26 protein-coding genes are annotated in these 24,754 nt (G+C 63.1%); 21 read left to right on the top strand and 5 right to left on the bottom strand.

Annotated features, from left to right (window positions below):
* Position 1 precedes the first annotated feature (1 nt).
* Positions 2–2,614, top strand: coding sequence for a methionine synthase (gene metH / locus AC4GYV_RS10615; RefSeq protein ID WP_491100679.1), 2,613 nt, complete (start codon positions 2–4; stop codon positions 2,612–2,614).
* Between the two features lie 28 nt (positions 2,615–2,642).
* The gene (locus AC4GYV_RS10610) at positions 2,643–4,616 is read left to right on the top strand and encodes a protein-disulfide reductase DsbD family protein (protein ID WP_491100678.1); all 1,974 of its coding nucleotides are present in this window, start codon (positions 2,643–2,645) and stop codon (positions 4,614–4,616) included.
* Here the strand turns inward: AC4GYV_RS10610 and AC4GYV_RS10605 are convergent.
* Entirely contained in the window at positions 4,585–6,246 is a 1,662-nt protein-coding gene (locus tag AC4GYV_RS10605) for an amidohydrolase (protein ID WP_491100677.1), read from the bottom strand. The genes AC4GYV_RS10610 and AC4GYV_RS10605 overlap by 32 nt on opposite strands.
* 51 nt (positions 6,247–6,297) lie before the next feature.
* Here AC4GYV_RS10605 and AC4GYV_RS10600 point away from each other — a divergent pair, with 51 nt between their 5' ends.
* On the top strand, positions 6,298–7,530 hold the full coding sequence (locus tag AC4GYV_RS10600; protein WP_491100675.1) for a threonine ammonia-lyase: 1,233 nt from the start codon (positions 6,298–6,300) through the stop codon (positions 7,528–7,530).
* 142 nt (positions 7,531–7,672) lie between these two features.
* A complete protein-coding gene (locus tag AC4GYV_RS10595; RefSeq protein ID WP_491100674.1) occupies positions 7,673–8,482 on the top strand; it encodes an arginyltransferase in 810 nt (269 codons plus the stop codon).
* On the opposite strand, the gene AC4GYV_RS10590 is transcribed toward AC4GYV_RS10595, so the two are convergent.
* The gene (locus AC4GYV_RS10590; protein ID WP_491100673.1) at positions 8,479–9,537 is read right to left on the bottom strand and encodes a winged helix-turn-helix domain-containing protein; all 1,059 of its coding nucleotides are present in this window, start codon (positions 9,535–9,537) and stop codon (positions 8,479–8,481) included. The genes AC4GYV_RS10595 and AC4GYV_RS10590 overlap by 4 nt on opposite strands.
* 87 nt (positions 9,538–9,624) lie before the next feature.
* On the opposite strand from AC4GYV_RS10590, the gene AC4GYV_RS10585 reads away from it, so the two are divergent.
* Positions 9,625–10,167 carry a hypothetical protein gene (locus AC4GYV_RS10585; protein WP_491100672.1) on the top strand — a complete coding sequence of 181 codons (543 nt, stop codon included), beginning with the start codon at positions 9,625–9,627 and terminating at the stop codon, positions 10,165–10,167.
* Between the two features lie 61 nt (positions 10,168–10,228).
* Here the strand turns inward: AC4GYV_RS10585 and ctrA are convergent, their stop codons facing one another.
* Positions 10,229–10,942, bottom strand: a complete 714-nt coding sequence (gene ctrA / locus AC4GYV_RS10580) for a response regulator transcription factor CtrA (RefSeq protein ID WP_491100671.1) — start codon at positions 10,940–10,942, stop codon at positions 10,229–10,231.
* Positions 10,943–11,152: 210 nt separating this feature from the next.
* Here ctrA and AC4GYV_RS10575 point away from each other — a divergent pair, with 210 nt between their 5' ends.
* The 3 genes from AC4GYV_RS10575 to AC4GYV_RS10565 are packed head-to-tail and all read left to right on the top strand — an operon-like array spanning position 11,153 to position 12,679.
* The gene (locus AC4GYV_RS10575) at positions 11,153–11,800 is read left to right on the top strand and encodes an RluA family pseudouridine synthase (protein WP_491100670.1); all 648 of its coding nucleotides are present in this window, start codon (positions 11,153–11,155) and stop codon (positions 11,798–11,800) included.
* Positions 11,790–12,200, top strand: coding sequence for an alternative ribosome rescue aminoacyl-tRNA hydrolase ArfB (gene arfB / locus AC4GYV_RS10570; RefSeq protein ID WP_491100669.1), 411 nt, complete (start codon positions 11,790–11,792; stop codon positions 12,198–12,200). The genes AC4GYV_RS10575 and arfB overlap by 11 nt, the downstream gene beginning before the upstream one ends.
* Positions 12,200–12,679 carry a GAF domain-containing protein gene (locus tag AC4GYV_RS10565; protein ID WP_491100668.1) on the top strand — a complete coding sequence of 160 codons (480 nt, stop codon included), beginning with the start codon at positions 12,200–12,202 and terminating at the stop codon, positions 12,677–12,679. Before arfB ends, AC4GYV_RS10565 begins: the two co-directional genes overlap by 1 nt.
* A gap of 1 nt (position 12,680) precedes the next feature.
* On the opposite strand, the gene AC4GYV_RS10560 is transcribed toward AC4GYV_RS10565, so the two are convergent.
* Both AC4GYV_RS10560 and AC4GYV_RS10555 read right to left on the bottom strand, forming a co-directional pair.
* Positions 12,681–13,262, bottom strand: coding sequence for a hypothetical protein (locus AC4GYV_RS10560; RefSeq protein WP_491100667.1), 582 nt, complete (start codon positions 13,260–13,262; stop codon positions 12,681–12,683).
* A gap of 107 nt (positions 13,263–13,369) precedes the next feature.
* A complete protein-coding gene (locus AC4GYV_RS10555) occupies positions 13,370–13,840 on the bottom strand; it encodes a universal stress protein (protein WP_491100666.1) in 471 nt (156 codons plus the stop codon).
* A gap of 124 nt (positions 13,841–13,964) precedes the next feature.
* On the opposite strand from AC4GYV_RS10555, the gene AC4GYV_RS10550 reads away from it, so the two are divergent.
* The 13 genes from AC4GYV_RS10550 to tuf all read left to right on the top strand — a co-directional run bounded on the left by AC4GYV_RS10550 (position 13,965) and on the right by tuf (position 24,752).
* Complete coding sequence (locus AC4GYV_RS10550; protein WP_491100665.1) at positions 13,965–15,305, top strand: pyruvate dehydrogenase complex dihydrolipoamide acetyltransferase; 1,341 nt, start codon at positions 13,965–13,967, stop codon at positions 15,303–15,305.
* Position 15,306: 1 nt separating this feature from the next.
* Positions 15,307–15,522, top strand: coding sequence for a hypothetical protein (locus tag AC4GYV_RS10545; protein ID WP_491100664.1), 216 nt, complete (start codon positions 15,307–15,309; stop codon positions 15,520–15,522).
* Positions 15,523–15,526: 4 nt separating this feature from the next.
* A complete protein-coding gene (locus AC4GYV_RS10540; RefSeq protein ID WP_491100663.1) occupies positions 15,527–15,919 on the top strand; it encodes an acyl-CoA thioesterase in 393 nt (130 codons plus the stop codon).
* Positions 15,912–17,327: a dihydrolipoyl dehydrogenase gene (lpdA, locus tag AC4GYV_RS10535; RefSeq protein ID WP_491100662.1), complete on the top strand. Its 1,416-nt coding sequence runs from the start codon at positions 15,912–15,914 to the stop codon at positions 17,325–17,327. The genes AC4GYV_RS10540 and lpdA overlap by 8 nt, the downstream gene beginning before the upstream one ends.
* Positions 17,328–17,342: 15 nt before the next feature.
* Positions 17,343–18,296 (top strand): cation diffusion facilitator family transporter, encoded by a 954-nt coding sequence (locus tag AC4GYV_RS10530; protein ID WP_491100661.1) that lies wholly within the window; start codon positions 17,343–17,345, stop codon positions 18,294–18,296.
* A gap of 30 nt (positions 18,297–18,326) precedes the next feature.
* Complete coding sequence (locus AC4GYV_RS10525; protein WP_491100660.1) at positions 18,327–18,668, top strand: DUF3140 domain-containing protein; 342 nt, start codon at positions 18,327–18,329, stop codon at positions 18,666–18,668.
* Positions 18,665–19,066, top strand: a complete 402-nt coding sequence (locus tag AC4GYV_RS10520) for a cupin domain-containing protein (RefSeq protein ID WP_491100659.1) — start codon at positions 18,665–18,667, stop codon at positions 19,064–19,066. Before AC4GYV_RS10525 ends, AC4GYV_RS10520 begins: the two co-directional genes overlap by 4 nt.
* Positions 19,067–19,170: 104 nt before the next feature.
* Entirely contained in the window at positions 19,171–19,602 is a 432-nt protein-coding gene (locus AC4GYV_RS10515; protein ID WP_491100658.1) for a hypothetical protein, read from the top strand.
* 26 nt (positions 19,603–19,628) lie between these two features.
* Positions 19,629–20,213 (top strand): HdeD family acid-resistance protein, encoded by a 585-nt coding sequence (locus tag AC4GYV_RS10510; RefSeq protein WP_491100657.1) that lies wholly within the window; start codon positions 19,629–19,631, stop codon positions 20,211–20,213.
* A 213-nt stretch (positions 20,214–20,426) separates the two neighbouring features.
* Positions 20,427–20,798, top strand: coding sequence for a 30S ribosomal protein S12 (gene rpsL, locus AC4GYV_RS10505; protein WP_147044308.1), 372 nt, complete (start codon positions 20,427–20,429; stop codon positions 20,796–20,798).
* A gap of 58 nt (positions 20,799–20,856) precedes the next feature.
* Positions 20,857–21,327, top strand: a complete 471-nt coding sequence (gene rpsG, locus AC4GYV_RS10500; protein ID WP_491100656.1) for a 30S ribosomal protein S7 — start codon at positions 20,857–20,859, stop codon at positions 21,325–21,327.
* Positions 21,328–21,393: 66 nt separating this feature from the next.
* Positions 21,394–23,487 (top strand): elongation factor G, encoded by a 2,094-nt coding sequence (gene fusA, locus AC4GYV_RS10495; protein WP_491100655.1) that lies wholly within the window; start codon positions 21,394–21,396, stop codon positions 23,485–23,487.
* A 74-nt stretch (positions 23,488–23,561) separates the two neighbouring features.
* Positions 23,562–24,752 (top strand): elongation factor Tu, encoded by a 1,191-nt coding sequence (tuf, locus tag AC4GYV_RS10490; RefSeq protein ID WP_491100654.1) that lies wholly within the window; start codon positions 23,562–23,564, stop codon positions 24,750–24,752.
* Positions 24,753–24,754 lie beyond the last annotated feature (2 nt).

Below are 24,754 nucleotides of genomic sequence, written 5' to 3'. Positions count from 1 at the left end.
GATGTCACGAGTGAATGAAGCCGGCGCAGGCGCGCGCTTCGTCAACATCGGCGAGCGCTGCAACGTCACCGGCTCGGCGCGCTTCAAGAAGCTGGTTCTCGCTGGCGATTATGACGCCGCGGTCGAGGTCGCGCGCGACCAGGTCGAGAACGGCGCGCAGATCCTCGACGTCAACATGGACGAGGCTTTGCTCGACTCAGAGCAGGCGATGACCACCTTCCTCAAGCGTACCGCGGCCGAGCCCGACATCGCGCGTATCCCGGTGATGATCGACAGCTCAAAATGGAGTGTGATCGAGGCAGGGCTCAAATGCGTTCCCGGCAAGCCGATCGTTAATTCGATCAGCATGAAGGAAGGCGAGGAGCCGTTCCTCGAATTCGCGCGCAAGTGCCGCGCCTACGGCGCCGCAGTCGTCGTCATGGCGTTCGATGAAGTTGGGCAGGCCGATACCGCTCAGCGCAAGGTCGAGATCTGCGAGCGCGCGTACAAGCTGCTCGTTGCTGACGGCACTGACCCGCAGGACATCATTTTCGATCCGAATATCTTCGCCGTCGCCACGGGAATCGAGGAGCATCGGCGCTACGCAATCGACTTCATCGAAGCGGCCAGCGAGATCCGGCGCCGCTGTCCGGGCGTGCACATCAGCGGCGGCCTTTCGAACCTCAGCTTCTCGTTCCGCGGCAATGAGATCGTGCGCCGCGCGATGCACAGCGTGTTCCTCTATCATGCCATTCCCGCCGGCATGGACATGGGCATCGTCAATGCCGGCCAGCTCGACGTCTACGACCAGATCGATCCCGAGCTGCGCGACGCCTGCGAGGACGTGATCCTCGACCGTCGCGAGGATGCGACCGAGCGACTGATCACGCTCGCCGAGCGCTACAAAGGCAAGGACGAGGCCGAGGAGAAGAAGCTCGCCGAGTGGCGGTCGCTGCCCGTCGCCGAGCGACTGTCCTATGCGCTTGTGAAGGGCCTCGACGCGCACATCGTCGACGACACGGAGGAAGCGCGGCAGCAGTTCGCGCGGCCGATCGAGGTCATCGAAGGCCCGCTGATGGACGGCATGAACGTCGTCGGCGACCTGTTCGGATCGGGCAAGATGTTCCTGCCGCAGGTGGTGAAGTCCGCCCGCGTGATGAAGCGCGCCGTCGCCCACCTCATTCCGTTCATCGAGGAAGAGAAGGAACGGACCGGCGCGACGCAGGGCAAGGGCAAGGTCGTGATGGCGACCGTGAAGGGTGACGTTCACGACATCGGCAAGAACATCGTCGGCGTCGTCCTGCAGTGCAACGGCTTCGAAGTCATCGACCTCGGCGTGATGGTGCCGTGGCAGGACATCCTCAAAGCTGCGAACGACAATGGGGCCGATATGATCGGGCTGTCTGGCCTGATCACGCCGTCGCTCGACGAGATGGTGACGGTTGCTGGCGAGATGCAGCGGGCGGGCTTCAGAACGCCGCTCCTGATCGGTGGCGCGACGACCAGCAAGGCGCACACGGCGCTTCGCATCGACCCGGCCTACGAGGGGCCTGTCATCCACGTGCTCGATGCGAGCCGCGCGGTCGGCGTAGCTTCGAGCCTGGTCTCGGACACGCAGCGCGAGCCGCTGATCGAAACGACCGCGGACGATTACGACAAGCTGCGCAAGTCGCGTGAGCGCAGCGGCCAGAGCGAGCTTTCGACCATCGACGAGGCGCGCGCGAACGGCTTCGCTTACGATCCGTCGGGCCAAGCGCCCGCGCCGCTCCGTCCCGGCCTGCATCATTTCGGCGAATGGCCGCTGCGCGATTTGAAGGCGTCGATCGACTGGACGCCGTTCTTCCGCGCCTGGGAGCTTGCCGGCACCTATCCTGCGATCCTCGAGGATCCAGTGGTCGGTGAAAGCGCCCGCCACCTATTCGACGATGCGCAGCAGATGCTCGACCAGATCATCGCCGAGCGGTGGGTTACGCCCAAGGCGACTGTTGGCCTCTGGCGCTGCCGTCGCGAAGGCGACGACATCTACGTACTTGCCGGCAATGACTGGACGCGGCTGCCCTTCCTTCGCCAGCAGGTGAAGAAGCGCGAAGGTCGTCCGAACATGTGCCTCGCCGACTTCATCAATCCGGAAGGCGAGGATTGGATCGGCGGCTTCGCGGTGGGCATCCACGGTCTCGAACCGCATCTCGAGCGTTTCAAGCAGACGATCGACGATTATGACGACATCCTGCTGAAGGCGCTTGCAGACCGCCTGGCGGAGAGCTTCGCCGAAGTGCTTCATGCTGAGGTCCGCAATCGAATCTGGGGCTATGCCGACGAGCATTTGTCGAACGAGCAGCTGATCCGCGAGAAATATCAGGGCATCCGTCCGGCGCCGGGCTATCCGGCTTGCCCGGATCACAGCCTTAAGCCGATGCTGTTCGAGATGCTCGGCGGCGCGCCGGGCGAAGTCACGCTGACCGAGAATTTCGCGATGCTGCCGACATCGGCCGTGTCCGGCTTCTATTTCGGTCATCGGGACAGCCAGTATTTCGGCGTGGCGCGGATCGGACGCGACCAGCTGGAGCAATATGCAGAACGCAGAGGCGTGACTATCGAATGCGCCGAGCGCTGGCTGCGCCCGAACCTCGACTAGGGTCACGCGACACACTAGCGCCGTGACGATGTTTCGGCGGTTCCTGCTTCTCCTGGCATTGATCCTCGTGCCTGCAATCGTGCACGCAAGAGGGATCGAGCCGCAGCTGGTCGCCGAGGGTCCGGCACCCCCGGGCGGGGAGGTCGAGCTCGCCATCCACATGCGGCCGGCGCCCGGGTGGCACGGCTATTGGCTGAATCCGGGTGACGCCGGCCTGCCGATGGATGTGAAGTGGCAGGTTCCGGCTGGCTTTTCCGCAGGGCAGCTGCGTTATCCGGTGCCGACGCGGCTCAAGGTCGCGGGGCTGATGAACTACGTCTACGAGCGCGACTATGCGGTGCTCGTCCGGCTGAAGGTGCCGCCGGATGCAAAAGGCACCATTCCGATCCGAGCCGAAGCGCACTGGCTCGCCTGCACCGACAAGATCTGCGTCCCCGATCAAGGCGAGCTGACGCTCGACTTGCCGATAGGAAGCGGAACGCCGAACCGAGCGAAGTTCGATGAATGGCGGCGAGCGCTTCCGCGGCCGCTGGCGAGCTTGGGTAAGTTCGAGCTAGCGGGCGACAAGCTGCGGGTCGCGATCCCACTTCCAGCGACCGTTGCCAGTGGCGAGCCATATCTGTTCCCGGTTTCGGACGGGGTCGCGAATTATGAAGCGAAGCAGAGCTTTTCGCGCGTCGGCGACACTCTGGTCGCGGAGCTTCCGACGAAGGGAAAGCCGTCGAAAGAGTTTTCCGGCCTGATCACGTTCGGAGGTGGCGGGTTTCTGTTCAGCGCGGTTCCCGGGTCGGTGCCGCAGGGCGGCACACCGCTGGGGCCCGGAGCGCCGGCACTGCTCTGGGCGGTCCTCGGCGCCATCGCGGGCGGAATCCTGCTCAACCTCATGCCGTGCGTGTTTCCGATCCTGGCACTGAAAGCGCTGCACCTGTCACGCGCCGGCGCGAGCGAGGCTGCGGCTCGCAAGGATGCGCTGGGCTACACGGCTGGAGCGATTGTGGGCACGGGCGCACTCGGCGCCGTCCTGCTGCTGATCCGCGAAGGCGGGAGCGCGGCCGGCTGGGCATTCCAGCTGCAGGACCCCCGGACGATCCTGCTCCTGCTGCTGCTCGCCACCGCCATCACGCTCAACTTGCTGAGGCTATTCGAACTGCCGGTCGCGGGCAGCACGTATCTGGTCACCGGGAGTTTCGGAACCGGTGCTCTGGCGGCCTTCGTTGCGACACCCTGCGCGGGGCCCTTTCTTGGCACTGCCCTCGGCGCTGCACTTCTACTGCCCCCAGCAGGATCGTTATTGATCTTCGCTGCGCTTGGGTTCGGTCTGGCCATACCGTTCCTTCTCATCGCCTTCATTCCGGCGTTGCGGAAGAGGTTGCCCAAGCCCGGAGCTTGGATGGCGCGGCTTCAGCGCTTCCTTGCGATACCGATGGCGGCGACTGCGGTGGCTTGCCTGTGGCTGCTGTGGCGTTTGGGTGGTCCGAAGGCATTGGAGATCGGCATCGTGTCCTCCGCGGTCTTCACTATGTTGCTCGTGGGCGCAGGACTGCTTCAGCGTAAAGGGAAGCAGACCGGTTACGTAGCGACGTTGGCCGCGATTTTCGTCGGAGGTGCTGCGATCTGGGCGCTGCCCGAGCGGACTCCCACGACCGGTCACCAAATAGCAGGCGCGCAGGCCTGGAGCGACGCCCGTGTGCAGGCGGTGCTCCAGTCGGGCCATCCGGCCTTCGTCTATTTTACCGCCGACTGGTGCCTGACCTGCAAGGCGAACGAAGCTGCGGCAATCGACCGTGACGAAGTACGCGATGCGTTCAAGAAATCAGGCGTCGAGATCTTCGCCGCGGACTGGACCGATGGAGATCCCGCCATCACGCGCTTCCTTGAAGGCCGGGGCAGGGCGGGTGTGCCGCTTTACCTTTGGTACGTGCCCGGCAAGCCCGTCGAGGAACTACCGCAGATCCTCACTCCATCGATGCTCATTTCCCGGGCTGAGCAGGCGAAGCGCTAGACCAGACCTGCTTTCCGCCGACCCAGGTTTCGAGGACCTGCGTTCGCGCGAGCGCTTGCGGATCGACCTTGGTCGGATCGCGATCTATGATGACGAAGTCGGCCCATTTGCCCGGCTCCAGCGAACCGATTTTGCCCTCAGCGAACCCCGCGTACGCAGCTCCGCGAGTGTAAGCATTCAGAGCTTCGGCGAAGGTCAGTCGTTCTGACGGCAGCCATCCGCCCGGCGGCTGACCCTTCATGTCCTGTCGGCTGATCGCGGCGGCGAGTCCGGGGAACGGGTTGGGCGATTCAACCGGGAAGTCTGTGCCGAACGCCAGCTTCGCGCCGCTCTTGAGCACGGACTGCCATGCGTAGGCACCTGCGAGGCGGTTCGGCCCAAGCCGAGCCTCCGCCATCAGGCGGTCGCTCGTTTGATGGGTCGGCTGCATCGAGGCAATGATTCCGACCGGAGCAAGGCGGGGGATGTCGGCCGGATCGACAATCTGGAAATGTTCGATCCGCCAGCGCTTGTCGCCGGGATATTTGTGGTGAAGTTTCTCGTAGACGGAAATGATCTGCGCATTGGCGGCGTCGCCGATCGCGTGGGTCGCGACCTGGAAACCTGCCGCCGTCGAGCGATCTGCTTGATCGAGCAACTCGGCGTCTGAATGGAACTGAAGTCCCCGAGTGTCGGGCTTGTCCGAATAAGGCTGCTTCAGCCACGCGCCGCGTGACCCCAGCGCACCGTCAGCGAACAGCTTAATGCCAATCGCCCGAGCGTGATCGTTGTAAAGCCAAGGCGTCGGGTGCGGCACTGCCTTGATCGAGTCCGGACCCGACAGATAGCTGATCAACCGCACCTTGAGCTTTCCAGCTTCACCGGCGCGGCGGAAGCTGTTCCAATCGTCAACAGACGTGCTCATCGAGCCGACCGACGTGACGCCCACTGACAGCAAAAGCTGCTGTGCCTTCTCCAGTGCCTCATCCGCCTGTGCAGCGGTGCGGGCCGGAACCGCTTTGCGGATGAGATCGGTAGCCGCATCGACGAACAGGCCGGCGGGGTTGCCGTTCGCGTCGCGCTCGATCTTGCCGCCGGCCGGATCGGCCGTCGCGCGCGTCACGCCTGCCGCTTTGATCGCGGCGCTATTCGCTACGACCGCATGCCCATCGACGCGCTCGAGCATGACGGGGCGATCCGGCACGACCGCATCGAGGTCTGCAGCTGTCGGAAACCTCTTTTCCGGCCACAGCTCCTGGTTCCAGCCGAAGCCAATGATCCACTTATTGTCGGGGTGCTCTTTCGCGTAGTTCGCGAGCCGTTGCTTCAGGTCCGCAATCGAACTGGTTCCGGTCAGTTGCACGATCATGATCATCGTGCCGAGGTCGACCACGTGTCCGTGCGCATCGATCAGGCCGGGCAGCAATGTGCGCCCCTGACCATCGACCGAAGTAGTGACCTTGGCCTGGTAGACCTCCGCGCGGCTCAGGGCGGCTTTGACCTTGCCCTGATCGTCGATCAGCAACGCATTGAAATGCTGCAGCTTCCCGTCCGCACCGACCTGGATGCCGTTGACGTTGCTGATCAACGTATCGGCGAGGAGAGGTGAGGGGAGCAGCGCCGCAGTGAGCGCGAGAAGGGTCTTGTGCATGCGACCGCTTAGCATTGTTTGCGGAGAGTGGAACGAGTAGGCCACGCGCCAATGCTTCAGACCGTTTCCTTGCAGCCGCCCACCATCGACGACATCCGCACCGCCGCCGAGCGTATCGACGGCGCCGTCATTCGCACGCCCATGCTCGTCAGCCGCACTTTGTCCGAGATCATCGGTGCCGAGGTCTGGCTGAAGTTCGAGAATCTGCAGTTCACTGCGGCGTACAAGGAGCGCGGCGCGCTCAACAAATTGCTGCAGCTGACGCCGGAAGAGCGCGCCCGCGGCGTAATTGCTGCGTCGGCGGGTAACCATGCGCAGGCAGTCGCTTATCACGCGAAGCGCCTCGGCATTCCGGCGACGATCGTCATGCCGGCGGCGACACCCACGGTGAAGGTCATCCAGACAGAGGGCCATGGTGCGAAGGTCGTGCTTTACGGCGCGATGTTTGACGATGCGTACGGTCGGGCGCGCGAGCTTGCTCTCGAGAACGGCTATGTGTTCGTCCACCCGTTCGACGATCCGCAGATCGTCGCGGGCGCTGGCACGCTTGGCATCGAGATGTTGGAGGACGCGCCTGATCTCGACACAATCGTCATCCCGATCGGCGGCGGAGGCCTCATGTCGGGCGTGTCGATTGCGGCGCGGGCGATCAAGCCGGACATTGAGCTGATCGGCGTCGAGGCGGAGCTGTATCCGTCGATGAAATGCGCGATCGAGGGATGCTTCCTCCCGCTTGGCGGCGACACGTTGGCGGAGGGCATCGCGGTCAAGCAGCCGGGCGAACTGACGTCGCGAATCCTGCGTGAATTGGCGAACGAGGTGATGCTCGTGTCTGAGCGTGATCTCGAGCGGGCCGTGGCCATGCTGGTCGGCATCGAGAAGACCGTCGTCGAGGGAGCAGGCGCGGCGGGGCTCGCAGCGATGCTTGCGCATCCGGAGCGGTTCGCCGGCAAAAAGGTCGCAACGATCCTGTGCGGCGGCAACATCGATACGCATCTGCTCGCGAACGTGTTGGTTCGCGATCTCGTCCGTCAGGGTCGCATCGCCCGTCTTCGCGTCGCCGCGCACGACCAGCCCGGTGCGCTCGCCGCGATCACGGCCAAGGTCTACGAAGCGGGGGTCAACGTTATCGACATTCGGCACAGCCGGATCTTCACGAGGCTCCCGGCCAAGGACACGATGATCGAGGTCGAGTGCGAGGCTCGTGACCCGTCGGCGATCGAGGACGTCGTCAAGCGACTCGAAGCGGCCGGTTTCAATGTCGAGAGCGCTTCGCTCGACTGATTTTGCGCCTCCGAAACGACCGTTGGCTGTCTTACGGCGGGACACTGCCCTCTGTCCGTCGAAAATAGACGGGGCCCAACTCTTTTCATCGGCGTTTACCAGCCGCATAAAGAGGTCTGTAACCATTTGAGTGAGGTCGCGGGTGAGCGCACCCTTCCGCTTCCCGAAATTCTTCGTAACGAACCCTAGCCCGTGCCCGTATCTCCCGGGCAAGGTTGAGCGGAAGGTCTTCACCGAACTCAGCGGCCGTCACGCCAGCGAATTGAACGAGGCCCTCGGCCGCATCGGCTTCCGCCGCAGCCAGTCCGTGGCTTACCGGCCAAGCTGCATCGATTGCTCAGCCTGCGTATCAGTCCGCGTCCTTGCCGCGGAGTTCGAGGCGAACTCGACGCAACGGAAATTGCTACGGCGTCACGCGGATCTGGAAGTCAGCGCCTGCAAGCCCTGGACGACGGACGAACAATACAGCCTGCTCCGGCGCTATCTCGCTGCGCGCCATCCGGGCGGCGGCATGGCGGAGATGGACGAGGGCGATTTCGCCGACATGGTCGAGCAGACGCCCGTCCGCACATACGTCATCGAATATCGCGAGCCGTCGGTCGGCGATCGGCCGGGCAAGCTCATCGGCGCTTGTCTCAGCGACCAGCAGAGCGACGGCCTGTCGATGATCTACAGTTTCTTCGACGTGGGCCCGGATGCGCGTAAAGGCCTCGGTACCTTCATCATCCTCGATCACATCGTTCGCGCCGCGCGGGCAGGGCTGCCTTACGTCTACCTCGGCTATTGGGTCGAGGGCTCGACGCGCATGGCTTACAAGACCGGCTTTCGGCCGCTTGAGCGTCTTGGCCGCGACGGCTGGCGTCGCATGGATGAGGTGGAGCTGGACGAGGGCGACGGCGTGTTTGCCATTCCGACGCGCCGCACCCGACACAAATTGCTGATCGACGCTTAGGCGTCGGTTCTCGATTTCCGCTCAGCGAAGACGATCGCGCCGACCACGCAAGCCGTGAACAGCGCTCCCTCCAAGGTTGCCGTGACGATCTGAGCGGTCGGTCCGAAGCCGGCTTCGCCGAAGAAGCGGCCGAAGTGGTCGACGCGAAGGCGCGACTGCGGAAAGCCCTGAGTGAGCATCGCCATGCTGCCAAGCATGAGCCGCCCGCCGAGTAGCGCGATCGCCAGGCCGGAAGCGCCGCCGAGCAGTCCCGCAACGCCGATGCTTCGAGAGAGCGAACCGACCTTGAGGCCTAAAAACGTGCCTAGCCCTGCAGCTGCCCCGAGTATTAATCCCTCCATGGCGCCGGTGATGTCGGCTGGTGAGTGACCGACGAGCAGGGTGAAGGCGTCGAGACCGAGCAGCTTGCCGAATGCGCCGACGAACAGGCCGCCGCCCGCACCCGCGAGGGTAAGCCATTGCCACGATCGGGCGCGCGCCAGCTCAGACGTTGCCACTGCAAAGCTCACGGCTGCTGCGCCGATGAGGCCGACGAAGATGGTAAGGCAGAGCAGGACCAGAAAGACTGAAATCGCGCCGGTCCCTTCCGGCGTTGCGCGTGATGCTCCGGCCAGGCCGTAAGCGAGGCCACCGATCGCGCCACCGATTGCGCCGCCGGCCGTGCCAGCGCCGCCCATAAGTAGGAATTTGCGCCAGCGATCGTCGGTGCCAACGACGGAAGCCGACGCAACATCGCCGCCGAGAACCTGCACTGGTGCAATGAAGCGGTAGCCGTGTTTCGGCACGGTCTCGATGAAGCGGGGACGGGAGGCATCATCCTCGAGCTGTCGCCGCAACGTCTTGATGCACTGCGTGAGCGCCTCGTCTGTGACTGGCACGCCGCGCCAGACTTCGGCAAGGAATCTATCCTTGGTCACGAGCCTTCCTTGCTCGCTGACCAGCAGCGCGAGCGCGTCGAAATAGCGGCCGTTCAATTCTACCGGCTCGTTATCAGCGCTTAGGCGACGATCTCGCGCATCGAGCACGAAGCGTTCGAAGGCGAAGCTAGATTCCACTTTTCAGAACTTCCTCACGCGCTGCTCATGCCTCTCACGGGACCAACCGTCAGCATCGGATCATCAGTCATGCATGGAGGTGTGAGAATGGCAAGCAGGGCTCCGCACGGTCGCTCATTTAGCTGGAGGCTTGTTGGGTGGGGAACGGCGGCTGCGCTTCTCTTTGTGCCTCTGATCGCCGGCGCTCCGTGGAGCGTGTCCGACTATCTTTTCGCAGCAGCGGTGTTCGCCATCGTTGGCGGCACGTTCGAGTTTGCGGTGAGGAAGAGCGGCAACGCCTGGTATCGCGGCGCCGTCGCCGTCAGCCTTGCCACTGCATTCCTGCTCGTCTGGATCAACGGGGCGGTGGGCATCATCGGCAATGAAGGCAATCCGGCGAACCTGATGTTCTTCGCGGTCATTCTCGTCGCGATCGTTGGTTCGATGGTTGCGCGCTTCGAGGCGTCGCGCATGGCATGGGCGATGGCGATCGCTGCGGCGGCGCAAGTCGTTGTCGGGCTGGTCACCGCGATCTTCAGCCTCGGAGCTTCGGAGCCGCCGTTCTTCCTAGGGGTGCTGATCCTGATCGGCGGGTTCGTAGCCTTGTGGCTCTTGTCCGCCTGGCTCTTCATGCGCGCCGCGCGACCGTAGGCGCCATATGAAAAAGGCGGGGCCGTTCAGCCCCGCCTTCGTCGCCCCCCTGTGAAGCTCGTTAAGCGACCGCAGCCTCCGGCAGCGGCTCAGAAACCTCATCCGGATCACGCAGCACGTAGCCGCGGCCCCAGACGGTCTCGATGTAATTGGCGCCACCGCAAGCCAGGCTCAGCTTCTTGCGCAGCTTGCAGATGAACACGTCGATGATCTTGAGCTCAGGCTCGTCCATCCCCCCGTAGAGATGGTTGAGGAACATTTCCTTCGTGAGCGTCGTGCCCTTGCGGAGCGAAAGCAGCTCCAGCATCGCATATTCCTTGCCGGTCAGGTGCACGCGGGCGCTGTCGACTTCGACGGTCTTGGCGTCGAGGTTCACGGCGAGCTTGCCGGTGCGAATGACCGACTGCGAGTGGCCCTTCGAACGGCGGACGATCGCATGGATGCGGGCGACCAGCTCGTCGCGGTGGAACGGCTTGGTCACATAGTCGTCGGCGCCGAATCCGAGGGCACGGACCTTGCTGTCCATTTCACCAATGCCCGAAAGGATAAGGACTGGCGTCGAGACCTTCGCCGTGCGGACCTTCTTAAGCACGTCATAGCCGTGCATGTCCGGGAGGTTCAGGTCGAGAAGGATGATGTCGTAATCGTACAGCTTCGCGAGATCGAGGCCCTCTTCGCCCAGATCCGTGGTGTAGACGTTGAAGCCTTCCGACCCCAGCATCAGCTCGATGCTCTTGGCGGTTGTCGGCTCGTCTTCGATCAGCAGCACACGCATTCTGGGCTCCCCCCCTTAGCCCCGAACGTAAATCGCTCTTAAGGGCTTTGAAGCAGTCATTAACCATTCGAGATCTGAAGGGAAAAGGTTAATATTGCGTAACGCGCTGGATTCCTTGCGTTGTTGCGCAGGAGTCACAAAACCATCCACAGCAGCGCGTCGATGTGACTCAATTTGCTCTTGGCAAGAGTCTCGTTCATCGGCGGTCCCATGCTCTCCGACCGCATCATCTTTATCGATGGCGAGGCGCTCGTGCTCGACAAGCCGGCGGGTCTCCCGGTGGATGCCCCGCGCCGGGGCGGGGAGTCCATCGCCGCGCGGATCGAAGAGCTCAATTGCGGCTTCAAGCGGCCGCCGACCGCGATGCACCGGCTGGATACGGACACCAGCGGGTGCCTGCTGTTCGCGCGGAACGCGAAGGCTCGGGCGACTTTCCAGCAGGCTTTCGAGACCAGAGCCGTCGAAAAATATTACCTTGCCGTCGTCGGGAGTGAAGTCGCGGAGGAGCAGGGCGTGATCGACGTGCCGCTTTCGAAGCGGTCGAGCGCGGAAGCGGGCTGGCGGATGGTTGCCGACGATAAAGGTCATGAGGCGACAACGCATTGGCGCCGCCTTGGCATCCGCGATGGGTCCACTTTGGTCGAGTTTCGTCCCGTGACAGGACGAACGCATCAGATCCGCGTGCACGCGCGCGAGGCATTCGGATCGGGAATTCGCGGCGATCGCGTCTACGGCATTCCGGGTGGGCCAATGCTGTTGCACGCGTCGCGACTGGTCGTTCCGCGTACAGGGAAGCCGACGATCGATGTGACGGCCCCGCTGCCGGACTATTTTGGGGATTGGGGCGATGCGGCCTGAGGATGTGGTCCTTCCCGAAGAGGCGATGAGCGAGACGTTCCTGGCCGCCACCGGCCCCGGTGGGCAGAACGTCAACAAAGTGGCGACGGCCGTCCAGCTGCGCGTCGACCTGTTCCAGCTTGGGCTTCACCCCGACGTGTACGAGCGCCTGAAAGGGATCGCCGGAAGCCGCATCACCGCTGCGGGGGAGCTTCTGATCACGGCTCGGCGGTTTCGAACACAGGAGGCGAACCGCACGGACGCGCGGCGGCGTCTGGCGGAAATGATCGCCGCTGCCCATATCGCGCCGCGCAAGCGCAAGGCCACGCGGCCGACCCGCGCGGCAAAGGCCGAGCGGGTGGAGAAAAAGCGGCAGCGCTCTGCTATCAAGCAAGGGCGTGGAAAGGTGAGTTTCGACTGATGTACGACTTCAAGATCCAGGCTGCGGACAGCGCGACCATGTACCGCGATCTCGCTTTGGCGCTCGAAGGCCTCGTGTCTGGCGAAACGGACCCCGTCGCCAACATGGCCAATGCGGCTGCGCTGATCTGGGAGACTCTGCCCGACATCAACTGGGCGGGCTTCTATCGGAATGTCGGTGGCGAATTGGTGCTTGGCCCGTTCCAGGGACGTCCAGCCTGCATCCGCATCCCGTTCGGTCAGGGTGTCTGCGGTGCCGCCGCGGCGACGCGCGAAGTGCAGCTGGTTGAGGACGTCGAAGCGTTCCCTGGCCACATCGCGTGCGACGCAGCCTCGGCCAGCGAGATCGTCGTTCCGATCATTCGCAACGGCGAACTGATCGCCGTGCTCGACATCGACAGTCCAAAAAAAGCCCGCTTCACCACAGAGGATGAAGCGGGCTGCGAAGCGCTCGCGGAAATTCTTTCGCGCGCGATCTAGCTTATTGGGCTCCGGCGGCCGGTACGACGAGCGCAACCGGCTCCTTCGTCGCGACTTTCCATTCCGAACCCTCGGCAGCAACGGCGCTGCGGCCCTTTACGAACAGGCCGCCAATGACGCCGGCAGCAGCGACGGCACCGATCGTCGCCCCCGTGTTGCCGTCACCGGCAATGCGGAAGTGGCCGCTCACCGGGATCGCGTGACCGGTCAGCGTGATCGAGTCGACGTCGAACTCGAGCTTGGCCGACTTACCGAAGGCGCCACGGCCCGAGCGCATCGTGATGCGGCCGTTGGCCGGCGTGCCGCGCGGGATGATGATGTAATTGCCGAGCATGACGTCACGAGCGACCTTGAAAGTCAGCGGGTCGCCTTCTTTCACGTCATGCGAGTCCAGCTTACGGTCGAGCGTCAGCCACACGTCGGTGTTGCTCGGAAGAGCTGAGCCTGGGCCTACCTGCGGCAGCGGCTGAGCGACAATCGGAGCGGCTGGCGTAGCGGCAGCGACTGGCGCGGTCTGAGAGAACGCACTCGTAGACAGGCAGCCTGCGGCAATGCCGCAAGCGGCGAGAAACCTCATATTCATTAAATCCCCCCGGATTTGATACAGCCCAGAACTTAGGCGAGCCGATCATTCACCGTTGCCGGTTACGGCGTCAATAACTTTGATAGTAAAGAAAAAGTACCGCTGCTTTAGCTTAGTCGTTCGAGCTGCTCGTCGGTGAGCGATCCAGGAATCAGCATCACGGGGCAGGGGAACTTCCCTGCGTCATTGCCGCAGAAATTGGCAACGAGGACTCCCGGATTCCCACTCGGCGCTGCGCCGAGGACCAGTGCCGCGACTTCCTCTCGCGCGCCGACATAATCGCGCACGGCTTTCACCGGTTCGCCTTGCTGGACGATGATCTTCGCTTCGATGCCCGACTCGTCGAGGATTTCGCCGACGGCGGCGCTGACCACGCCTTCGATCCGAAGCCGTTGCTCCTCTTCGATCGCGGCCTGGACGCCACCGAACTGCACGAAGTCCTGCGGCTCGACAATCCCGAGCACTTCGATGCGCCCATTCGTCTTCGCGGCCCGGCGCGCCGCAAAGCGCAGGGCGACGCGCGCTTCCGCGCTGTCGTCGATGACGACCAGGTACGTCCTTTTGGCCTCATCGGTCATTGCGGAAAGACTGCTGCGTTAAACGCGGCTTACGTGCAAGTCATGGGCTAGGGTTTCGGCGCACACTTGACCGCGCCCGCCGCATTGGCTTTGGGACGGCAAGCCATTTCACGGACAGTAGACGATGCCGATCGAACTCAAGATGCCCGCGCTTTCACCGACCATGGAGGAGGGCACGCTCGCCAAGTGGCTCGTCAAGGAAGGCGACGACGTGAAGTCCGGCGATATCCTCGCCGAGATCGAGACCGATAAGGCGACGATGGAGTTCGAGGCCGTCGACGAGGGCAAGATTGCGAAGATCCTGGTCCCTGAGGGCACGGACGGCGTGAAGGTCGGCGCGCCCATCGCAATCATGGCAGGCGAGGGTGAAGACGCATCAGCCGCCGCCAGTGCCGCACCGAAGGCCGACACCGCTCCCGCCCCGACGCCGACCGCCACACCCGAGCCCAAGGCTGACGCGACACCCAAGAGTGCGCCACCGCCTCAGGCGCCCGTCGAAACCCCGGCCGCTCCGGCGCAGCCCGCCGCCGCCCCGGCTCGCGCGGATGGCGATCGTATTAAGGCGTCGCCATTGGCGCGCCGCCTCGCTCAGGCACAGAACATCGATCTTTCCTCTCTGCAGGGCAGCGGTCCGGGTGGCCGTATCGTGCGCGCAGATATCGATGCGGCCGTGGGCAAAGCACCGGCTGCGCCAGCTGCAGCTCCTGCTTCCGCTACGGCGGCGCCAGCGATCGGCGGCGGCCACCTCGTCATGCCGGGACCATTCGAGCAGGAAATTCCACACGAAGAGGTCAAACTTTCCAATATCCGGAAGACCATTGCGCGCCGCCTGACCGAGGCCAAGCAGCAGGTTCCGCACATCTATCTCACCGTCGACATCCAGCTCGACGCATTGCTGAAGCTGCGCGGGGAGCTCAACGCGGGTCTCGCCAGCCGCGACGTGAAGCTCAGCGTCAACGATTTGCTGATCAAGGCGCTCGCACAGGCGCTGATCGCCGTGCCGGAATGCAACGTCGCTTTCGCCGGCGACCATATGTTCAAGTACAGCCGCGCGGACATTTCGGTGGCGGTGTCCATTCCGGCGGGCCTGATTACGCCAATCGTCGCGAACGCGGACAGCAAGAGCGTGTCGGCGATCTCGACCGAGATGAAGCAACTGGCGGCGCTGGCTCGCGACGGCAAGCTGCAGCCGCAGCAATATCAGGGCGGCACCGCAAGCCTCAGCAACATGGGCATGTACGGCATCAAGCAATTTGAAGCAGTCATTAACCCCCCGCAGGGCATGATCATGGCCATCGGTGCGGGAGAGAAGAGGCCCTATGTCATCAATGACAGCCTACAGATCGCGACAATCATGAGCGCGACCGGGAGCTTCGACCATCGCGCGATCGATGGCGCCGACGGTGCGCGGTTGATGAAGGCATTCAAGGACTTGGTGGAGAACCCATTGGGGATGCTCGCCTGAGATGAAGTGGCTGTCGGCCCTGATCATGGGAGCGGTGCTCGGCATCGTTTTGCCGACGGCCATGGACGCTCAGTCTGGTGTCTGGACCGATAGCTGGGCCGGTTGGGGAACAGTTCACCCGCATGCAGGATCGCCGGGCCTTCTGCTGTCGATCCCCTTGTTTCTTGGCTCTGCTTTTGGGCTCCGCCTCTTCTTCAACTGGCACGACCCCCGCTGATCGCGTGGAATCAACTCACCGCATTCCGATCATCCGCGTCACTGCAATGCCGTCCGACACGAACCCCTACGGTGGCGTGTTCGGCGGATGGCTGATGGGGCAAATGGGCCTGGCTTGCGGATCGTTTGCGTCGAGGCTGACTCGCGGGAAGGCGATCCTCGTTGCGGCGGACTCGATCAAGTTTCCCGGCGCAATGGCGGTGGGCGATGAGCTCAGCGTCTACGTCGACCAATTGCACCAGGGACGCACTTCGCTGCGTTTGAAGGCGGAAGCCATCGCGCGCGAGCGTGACGGAGAGGTTGAAAAGGTCGTGGCGGAGGGCGAGTTCACCTTCGTCGCGCTCGACGAACAAGGAAAACCGCGACCGTTCGCGGAGGGAAAAGAAATCAATGGCTGACAATTACGACCTCATCGTCCTCGGCTCCGGACCGGGAGGCTATGTGGCCGCCATCCGCGCGGCACAGCTGGGTCTCAAGACTGCGATCGTCGAACGCGAGCTTCTGGGCGGCATCTGCCTGAACTGGGGCTGCATTCCGACCAAGGCGCTGCTGCGCACCGCCGAGGTGTTTCACTACATGCAGCATGCGGATGCCTATGGCCTCAGCAATGAGAAGCCGTCGTTCGATCTCGGCAAGGTCGTCGCGCGCAGCCGCGCGGTGGCGAAGCAGCTCAATCAGGGCGTCACGCACCTGATGAAGAAGAACAAGATCACGGTCGTGATGGGCGAGGGCAAGCTGACCGGGAAGGGCAAGCTCAGCGTCGCGGGGGCCGATGGAAAGACGACCGAACTCGCCGCCAAGCACGTCATCGTTGCGACCGGAGCACGGGCGCGTGACCTACCGTTCGCCAAGGCCGACGGGAAGAAGATCTGGACCTATCGCCATGCAATGACGCCGGCCGAAATGCCGACCGAGCTGCTGGTGATCGGATCGGGCGCGATCGGGATCGAATTCGCGAGCTTCTACGCCGACCTCGGCGCCAAGGTGACGGTCGTCGAGATGCTCGACCGTGTGGTCCCCGTCGAAGATGCAGAGGTTAGCGCACAGCTCGCCAAGAGCCTTCAGAAGCAGGGGCTCACGATCCTCACCTCAGCGGGCGTCGAAGGCCTGACAGCCGATGCGAAGGGCGTCGCAGCGAAGATCAAAACGAGCGATGGAAAGACTGCTGAGCAGCGCTTCAGCCACTGCATCGTCGCGGTGGGCATCGTACCCAATACGGAGAATATCGGGCTCGAAGCGCTCGGCGTGAAAACGACCAAGGGGCATATCGACACCGATCCGATGTGCCGCACGAACGTGCCCGGCATCTGGGCAATCGGTGACGTGACTGCGCCGCCATGGCTTGCGCATAAGGCCAGCCACGAAGGTGTGACTGCGGCCGAGGCGATTGCGAAGGAACTCGGCAACAAGGACGCGCACCCGCATCCGACCGATCCGAAGAACATTCCCGGATGCACCTACTGCCGCCCGCAGGTGGCGAGCGTCGGCCTGACCGAGGCCAAGGCCAAGGAAGCAGGTTACGATGTGAAAGTCGGCAAGTTCCCGGCGATCGGAAACGGCAAGGCAATTGCGCTGGGTGAGGTCGAAGGCTTCGTGAAGACCGTGTTTGACGCGAAAACCGGCGAGCTTCTCGGTGCGCACATGATCGGCGCCGAGGTTACGGAGCTGATCCAGGGCTATACGATCGGCAAGACCGCCGAGCTGGTCGAAACCGACTTCATCCAGACGGTCTTCCCTCACCCGACGCTTTCGGAGATGATGCACGAAAGCGTCCTCGCCGCGTTCGGGCGAGTGATTCATATCTAAAGGGGATTTGCCGGCATGAGCGCGCCGACCGCCAGTACGCGGACGCTTGTCATCGCGCTGCTCGCCAACCTGGGCATCGCGGCTTCGAAGTTCGTGGCCGCAGCCATCACCGGCTCCTCCGCCATGCTGACCGAAGGCGTGCACAGCGTCGTCGATTCAGTGAACCAGCTACTGCTGATGTGGGGCAGGCGGGCAGCGAAGCGCCCGCCGGATTGGCTGCACCCTTTCGGATATGGTCGCGAACTCTACTTCTGGAGCTTCGTGGTTGCCGTGCTCGTGTTCGCGCTCGGCGCGGGCGTGTCGATCTACGAAGGCGTCATCCACATCATGCACCGCGAACCGGCGGTGTCCCCTTACGTGGCTTATGGCGTGCTTCTCGTCGCCTTTCTCCTCGAAGGCTGGTCGACCTTGGAAGCCTTCAACGAGTTCAAGGAGTCCAAGGGCAACCTCGGCTGGTTCGCCGCCATCCGCCATTCCAAGGACCCGCCGGCGTTCATCGTCCTGCTGGAGAATGGCGCTGCAATAGCCGGCATCATCGCCGCGGCGGTAGGACTGGCGCTCACGCAGATTACAGACAACGCGGTCTATGACGGCGCGGCATCGATCGTCATCGGCGGGATTCTCGGCTTCACGGCGCTGTTGCTTGCCTATGAATCGAAGGGCCTGCTGATCGGTGAGGCGGCCGACCCCGCCTTGGTCCAGTGCATTCACGAGTTGGTCGCGGAGAAGCCCGGCGTAGTCGGCGTCGGCCACATCCTGACGGTTCACTCATCACCCGATCAGATTACGGTGATGATGAACGTCGACTTCGACAACAACATGCCTGCTGGCGACGTCGAGCGCGTGGTCTGCGAGGTCGAGAAGGAAGCCAAGGCGCAGTGGCCACAGGTCCGGCGCCTGTTCGTGCGCCCGATGAACGGCGCAGCGGAGCAGCTACAGAATGGCGGCACTGCCTTCGATCCTTGTTGAACCGACGGTCTCCTCGGTCATTTCAGCAGTATGGCTGAACTCGACCGTTCGAAGATCGACAAGGAATTCAGCCGCGCGGTGAACATGACCGCGGCCGAAATCGAAAAGTGGCTCAAGACGGATGAAAGTCGGGCCGTCGGTTGGAAGGCGAACGATGGCGACGAAAGCGTCGGCCATGCGAGCGGACGCCGGATCGTGAAGATCCTGCGTAAGAAGGCCAGCAGTCTGACGGACGACGACTATCTGCACATGCGCAAGGTGGTGGGCTATGTGCACCGGCACGCCGCACAGCGTCCCGAGAACGTCTACACTTCTCGCTGGCGCTACAGTTTGATGAATTGGGGCCACGATCCCCTGAAGGAGGAACGGTGAAGGGCTATTGCGACAATATCGAGAAGCAGACGCTCGAGAATGAGGACTTCCGCCGTGTGCTCTACACCGGGCACAATCTGCAGCTGGTCTTGATGACGCTGCAGCCGGGCGAAGAGATTGGCGAGGAGGTCCACGAGGACCGCGACCAGTTCTTCCGCGTCGAGGAGGGCTCGGGCGCAGTGGACATCGATGGCGTCGCAAACCGGGTCGAGGATGATTTTGCGGTGATCGTGCCGGCGGGCGCTCGCCACAATGTGCGCAACACGGGTTCGCAGCCGCTGCGGCTGTACACGATTTACGCGCCGCCCGAGCACAAGGACGGGATCGTCCAGTCGACCAAGGAAGAGGCGGACCGCCGGCACCACGACGAAGAGTGGGACGGCAAGACGACCGAATAGCGAAGTGCTATAGGCGGGGCGCGGCCGAAGCCGCGACTCTGCCAGTGGGCGTAGATGGGAATTTCAGCAGGCCGCGGAACCGGCGCCGCCTTAGGAGGAGCGCCATGGAACCACTGTCCGAGCAACTCGCAGAGCTGTCAGCGCAAGCGAAGAAAGCGGAAGACCGGGTCGCTAAAGCTCAATCCGAGGTCAAGGAGCACATTGAGAAGCAGCGCGAGCAGGTTCACCAGGAAACCACGGCCGCACTGCAGAAGGTCGGCGACCATGTCGCGCAGGCGTCAGAGGCGACGAAAGGATATTTCGAGCAGCTGAGAGCAAAGGTCGATTCAGACCTGCAGCAGCTGCGCGAGAAAAAGGCTGAATTTCACGCCTGGCAGGCGGGCAATTACGCGGACGCCAAAGCGACGGACGCGCGGGTCGCCATTGGTTACGCCATCGCCGCCACCAAGCTTGCCGAACTGGCAACGCTGGAAGCGATCGAGGCGAGGGCTAGGGCCGAGATCAAGGCCGAGCAAATCCAGCCAATCCAAGCGTGATTGAGGAGTCAGGGATGGAGCAAACCATGGCCACCGACCAGGCCGCGTCCACCAGCGCCACGCAACGCAGATCACTTCGGGATTGGCCGGGGTGGGATTTCGTTCCCGGGATCGCTTTTCTGGTCGTGGGCATCCTCGCGCTGATCGAACCGCCGTTGGCCAGCCTGGCGGCGAGCATCTACCTAGCGGCGATGCTGTGTGTCGCCGGCGGCTTCATGCTTGCCGGGGGCATTGCCGGCATAGGCCACAAAGGCGGGTGGATAGGCATCGTTCTCGGTTTGCTGACCATCGTTGCCGGACTGATCGTGCTCTACAACCCTGTCGCAGGCGCGGTGTCGCTCGTGTGGATCCTGGGCGCATGGTTCCTGGTTAGCGGCGTCTTCGAATTGGCGATGGCGTTCAACGTCCATGCCGGTCGGGGGTGGCTGATCTTCGTTGCGTTGATCGACATTGCCTTCGGCGCGATCGTTTTCACGATGAACCCGGCGCAGGCGTTTGCCTTCCTCGGCTTCCTCGTCGGCCTGAGCATGGTATTCAGGGGTCTCTGGTCGCTGTTCTTCACGGCCGAGCTGCATCGCGGCAAGCGCATCGTGGAGACCGTTACGGCCTAAACACAACCGGTGCAGGGCGGTTGACCCTCAGCCGCCCCGTCGCTATGTGGCCGCCGTCCGCGCAAGAGGAATTCCGTTCGCTAGCGCCGGGCAAGAGCTGAACATTGCTCAAATTGCGCGTGGCCAAGCGGCCTGAAGCTGCTTGGGCGTCGCGCTTTTTGTGTTGAGCAAAGTAACCGCCGGGAATGCCGGCAATGAAAGGTGAAGGGCTTCATGCCAACGATTAACCAGCTGATCCGCAAGGGTCGCGAACCGCAGAAGGCCAAGTCGAAGGTCCCTGCGATGGAGCAGAACCCGCAGAAGCGCGGCGTTTGCACCCGTGTCTACACGACGACCCCGAAGAAGCCGAACTCGGCTCTGCGTAAGGTTGCCAAGGTCCGCCTGACCAACCAGCGCGAAGTGATCAGCTACATCCCCGGTGAGGGCCACAACCTCCAGGAGCACAGCGTCGTGCTGATCCGCGGCGGCCGTGTGCGCGACCTTCCGGGCGTTCGCTATCACGTCCTTCGCGGCGTGCTCGACACCCAGGGCGTCAAGGACCGCAAGCAGTCCCGCTCTAAGTACGGCGCCAAGCGTCCCAAGTAATCACGAGAGTAAGCCCCGGACAGGTTCCGGAAGAGGCTGAAGAGAAAGGAATTTTCCAATGGCTCGTCGTCGTCGCCCAGAGAAGCGCGAAATCCTCCCCGATCCGAAGTTCGGGGATGTCGTCCTGTCGAAGTTCATGAACAGCGTCATGCTGGACGGTAAGAAGTCCGTCGCCGAAGGCATCGTCTACGGCGCGCTCGAAACCGTCGAAACCCGCCTGAAGCGTGAGCCGATCGGCGTGTTCCATGATGCGCTCAACAATGTGAAGCCGGGCATCGAGGTCCGCAGCCGCCGCGTCGGTGGTGCAACCTACCAGGTGCCGGTCGAGGTTCGTCCGGAGCGCGCTCAGGCGCTTGCCATCCGCTGGCTGATCTCGGCAGCGCGTGCCCGTTCGGAGAAGACGATGTCGGGTCGCCTTTCGGGCGAGCTGATGGACGCAGCGCAGAACCGCGGCAATGCCGTGAAGAAGCGTGAGGACACGCACCGCATGGCGGAAGCGAACCGCGCGTTCAGCCACTACCGCTGGTAATTTTCGTACCTATATCTGGGGAAGCCGGATCTGCCGGCTCCCCACATCGCTAAGGAAGACACGACCATGGCCCGCAGCCATCCGCTCGAGCGCTATCGCAATATCGGCATCATGGCGCACATCGACGCCGGCAAGACCACGACGACCGAGCGTATCCTTTATTACACCGGCAAGTCCTACAAGATCGGCGAAGTCCACGAGGGCTCGGCGACCATGGACTGGATGGAGCAGGAGCAGGAGCGCGGCATCACGATCACGTCGGCCGCGACCACGACCTTCTGGAAGGCTGACGACGGTCAGGGCGAAGAGCACCGCATCAACATCATCGATACGCCGGGCCACGTCGACTTCACCATCGAAGTCGAGCGTTCGCTCCGCGTCCTCGACGGTGCGGTCGCCGTGTTCGACGGCGTTGCCGGCGTTGAGCCGCAGTCGGAGACCGTTTGGCGGCAGGCCGACAAGTATGGCGTTCCGCGGATGTGCTTCATCAACAAGCTCGACCGCACCGGCGCCGATTTCTACTTCTGCGTTCAGTCGATCATCGATCGCTTGGGTGCGACCCCGCTCGTTCTGACACTACCCATCGGCGCGGAGAGCGACCTCAAGGGTATCGTCGACCTCGTTCGCAACCGCGGCATCGTCTGGAAGGACGAGAGCCTGGGCGCGAAGTTCGACTATGTCGAGATTCCGGACGACCTTAAGGACAAGGCCGCCGAGTATCGCCAGAAGCTGATCGAGACCGCCGTCGAGCAAGACGACGAAGTCATGATGGCTTACCTCGAGGGCGAAGAGCCCGACACGGCCACGCTCAAGAAGCTGATCCGCAAGGGTACGCTTGAGCGCGCGTTCGTGCCGGTGGTCTGCGGCTCCGCGTTCAAGAACAAGGGCGTCCAGCCGCTGCTCGATGCAGTGGTCGACTATCTGCCGAGCCCGCTCGACGTGCCGGCGATCAAGGGCGTGAAGCCGGACAGCGACGTCGAGGACACGCGTCCTTCGAGCGACGACGCTCCGTTTGCGGCGCTCGCGTTCAAGATCATGAACGACCCGTTCGTCGGTTCGCTGACCTTCGCCCGCATTTACTCGGGCAAGCTAAGCAAGGGTTCCTACCTGAACTCGGTCAAGGACAAGGACGAGAAGATCGGCCGTATGCTCCTCATGCATGCGAACAGCCGTGAGGACATCGAAGAGGCCTATGCGGGCGACATCGTCGCGCTGGCTGGCCTCAAGGAAACGACGACCGGCGACACGCTGTGCGCGAAGAACGCTCCCATCGTTCTCGAGCGCATGGAGTTCCCGGAGCCGGTCATCGAGGTTGCCGTGGAGCCGAAGACCAAAGCCGACCAGGAGAAGATGGGCATCGCCCTCAACCGCCTGGCCGCCGAGGATCCGAGCTTCCGCGTCACGACCGACCACGAGTCCGGCCAGACGATCATCAAGGGAATGGGCGAGCTCCACCTCGAGATCCTCGTCGACCGCATGAAGCGTGAGTTCAAGGTCGAGGCGAACGTCGGCGCTCCGCAGGTTGCCTATCGCGAGTATCTCGCGAAGCCAGTCGAGCTGACCTACACCCACAAGAAGCAGTCGGGCGGCTCCGGTCAGTTCGGCGAAGTGAAGGTGAAGGTCGTCCCCGGCGAGCGTGGCTCAGGCTTCCAGTTCATCGACGAGATCAAGGGCGGCAACATCCCGCGCGAGTACATCCCGTCGGTTGAGAAGGGCATGAAGGAAACCGCCGAGACGGGTTCGCTGATCGGCTTCCCGATCGTCGACTTCGAAGTGCACCTGCTCGACGGTAAGTATCACGACGTCGACTCTTCGGCGCTCGCGTTCGAGATCACGGGCCGTGGCGCGATGCGCGAAGCTGCGCAGAAGGCCGGCATCAAGATCCTCGAGCCGATGATGAAGGTGGAAGTCGTGACCCCCGAGGATTACCTCGGCGACGTCATCGGCGACATCAACAGCCGTCGTGGCCAGATCCAGGGTACCGACAGCCGCGGCAACGCTCAGGTGGTCGAGGCGATCGTGCCGCTGGCCAACATGTTCGGCTACGTGAACCAACTGCGTTCCTTCACCCAGGGACGTGCGCAGTACACGATGCAGTTCTCGCACTATGACGAAGTGCCGCAGAACGTCGCCGACGAGGTGAAGGCGAAGCTGGCGTAACCGTTTTTTGTTAGCTATGGGCGCGTCCGCGAAGCGGGCGGGACGCCCGGATTTCAGAGAAGAAGAGGCGTAAAATGGCGAAGGCTAAATTCGAGCGGAACAAGCCGCACTGCAACATCGGCACCATCGGTCACGTCGACCATGGCAAGACGTCGCTGACGGCTGCAATCACCAAGGTGCTGTCGAAGCACGGCGGCGGTGAAGCCGTCGACTTCGCCAACATCGACAAGGCTCCGGAAGAGCGTGAGCGCGGCATCACCATCTCGACCGCACACGTCGAGTATGAGACCGACAAGCGTCACTATGCGCACGTCGATTGCCCGGGTCACGCCGACTACGTGAAGAACATGATCACCGGTGCCGCCCAGATGGACGGCGCGATCCTGGTCGTGTCGGCTGCCGACGGCCCGATGCCGCAGACGAAGGAGCACATCCTGCTCGCAGCGCAGGTCGGCGTTCCGACCATGGTCGTGTTCCTCAACAAGGTCGACCAGGTTGACGATCCCGAGCTGCTCGAGCTGGTCGAGCTGGAAATCCGCGAGGAGCTTTCCAAGCGCGGCTTCGACGGCGACAACATTCCGATCGTTGCGGGTTCGGCTCTCGCCGTCCTCGAAGATCGCGACCAGAATATCGGCGATGAGAAGATCATGGAGCTGATGAAGGCCGTCGACGACTGGATCCCGCAGCCGGAGCGTCCGCTGGACAAGCCGTTCCTGATGCCGATCGAAGACGTGTTCTCGATCTCGGGCCGCGGCACGGTCGTCACCGGCCGCGTCGAGACCGGCGTCGTCAAGGTTGGCGAGGAAGTCGAGATCGTCGGTATCCGCGACACCCAGAAGACGGTCGTCACGGGCGTCGAGATGTTCCGCAAGCTGCTCGATCAGGGCCAGGCTGGCGACAACATCGGCGCGCTGCTTCGCGGCATCGGCCGTGAGGACGTTGAGCGTGGCCAGGTTCTCTGCAAGCCGGGCTCGATCACGCCGCACACCGACTTCCAGGCGGAAGTTTACGTCCTGTCGAAGGACGAGGGCGGCCGTCACACGCCGTTCTTCGCGAACTACCGTCCGCAGTTCTACTTCCGCACGACCGACGTGACGGGCGAAGTTCAGCTGCCGGAAGGCACGGAGATGGTCATGCCGGGCGACAACGTCAGCCTCGGCGTGAAGCTGATTGCTCCGATCGCCATGGATCCGGGTCTCCGCTTCGCAATTCGCGAAGGTGGCCGGACCGTCGGCGCAGGGGTTGTCGGAACGATCTCCAAGTAATA

It is taken from the genome of Sphingomonas sp. SP4 (genome assembly GCF_058313375.1).
This window is presented reverse-complemented; position numbering and strand designations above follow the sequence as displayed.

What these genes read in the sequence shown, in the direction of transcription:
- metH (WP_491100679.1), top strand. Translation starts at nt 2, where the DNA reads ATGTCACGAGTGAATGAAGCCGGCGCAGGCGCGCGCTTCGTCAACATC.
- AC4GYV_RS10610 (WP_491100678.1), top strand. Translation starts at nt 2,643, where the DNA reads ATGTTTCGGCGGTTCCTGCTTCTCCTGGCATTGATCCTCGTGCCTGCA.
- AC4GYV_RS10605 (WP_491100677.1), bottom strand. Translation starts at nt 6,246, where the DNA reads ATGCACAAGACCCTTCTCGCGCTCACTGCGGCGCTGCTCCCCTCACCT.
- AC4GYV_RS10600 (WP_491100675.1), top strand. Translation starts at nt 6,298, where the DNA reads ATGCTTCAGACCGTTTCCTTGCAGCCGCCCACCATCGACGACATCCGC.
- AC4GYV_RS10585 (WP_491100672.1), top strand. Translation starts at nt 9,625, where the DNA reads ATGGCAAGCAGGGCTCCGCACGGTCGCTCATTTAGCTGGAGGCTTGTT.
- ctrA (WP_491100671.1), bottom strand. Translation starts at nt 10,942, where the DNA reads ATGCGTGTGCTGCTGATCGAAGACGAGCCGACAACCGCCAAGAGCATC.
- AC4GYV_RS10575 (WP_491100670.1), top strand. Translation starts at nt 11,153, where the DNA reads ATGCTCTCCGACCGCATCATCTTTATCGATGGCGAGGCGCTCGTGCTC.
- arfB (WP_491100669.1), top strand. Translation starts at nt 11,790, where the DNA reads ATGCGGCCTGAGGATGTGGTCCTTCCCGAAGAGGCGATGAGCGAGACG.
- AC4GYV_RS10565 (WP_491100668.1), top strand. Translation starts at nt 12,200, where the DNA reads ATGTACGACTTCAAGATCCAGGCTGCGGACAGCGCGACCATGTACCGC.
- AC4GYV_RS10560 (WP_491100667.1), bottom strand. Translation starts at nt 13,262, where the DNA reads ATGAATATGAGGTTTCTCGCCGCTTGCGGCATTGCCGCAGGCTGCCTG.
- AC4GYV_RS10555 (WP_491100666.1), bottom strand. Translation starts at nt 13,840, where the DNA reads ATGACCGATGAGGCCAAAAGGACGTACCTGGTCGTCATCGACGACAGC.
- AC4GYV_RS10550 (WP_491100665.1), top strand. Translation starts at nt 13,965, where the DNA reads ATGCCGATCGAACTCAAGATGCCCGCGCTTTCACCGACCATGGAGGAG.
- AC4GYV_RS10545 (WP_491100664.1), top strand. Translation starts at nt 15,307, where the DNA reads ATGAAGTGGCTGTCGGCCCTGATCATGGGAGCGGTGCTCGGCATCGTT.
- lpdA (WP_491100662.1), top strand. Translation starts at nt 15,912, where the DNA reads ATGGCTGACAATTACGACCTCATCGTCCTCGGCTCCGGACCGGGAGGC.
- AC4GYV_RS10530 (WP_491100661.1), top strand. Translation starts at nt 17,343, where the DNA reads ATGAGCGCGCCGACCGCCAGTACGCGGACGCTTGTCATCGCGCTGCTC.
- AC4GYV_RS10525 (WP_491100660.1), top strand. Translation starts at nt 18,327, where the DNA reads ATGGCTGAACTCGACCGTTCGAAGATCGACAAGGAATTCAGCCGCGCG.
- AC4GYV_RS10515 (WP_491100658.1), top strand. Translation starts at nt 19,171, where the DNA reads ATGGAACCACTGTCCGAGCAACTCGCAGAGCTGTCAGCGCAAGCGAAG.
- AC4GYV_RS10510 (WP_491100657.1), top strand. Translation starts at nt 19,629, where the DNA reads ATGGCCACCGACCAGGCCGCGTCCACCAGCGCCACGCAACGCAGATCA.
- rpsL (WP_147044308.1), top strand. Translation starts at nt 20,427, where the DNA reads ATGCCAACGATTAACCAGCTGATCCGCAAGGGTCGCGAACCGCAGAAG.
- rpsG (WP_491100656.1), top strand. Translation starts at nt 20,857, where the DNA reads ATGGCTCGTCGTCGTCGCCCAGAGAAGCGCGAAATCCTCCCCGATCCG.
- fusA (WP_491100655.1), top strand. Translation starts at nt 21,394, where the DNA reads ATGGCCCGCAGCCATCCGCTCGAGCGCTATCGCAATATCGGCATCATG.
- tuf (WP_491100654.1), top strand. Translation starts at nt 23,562, where the DNA reads ATGGCGAAGGCTAAATTCGAGCGGAACAAGCCGCACTGCAACATCGGC.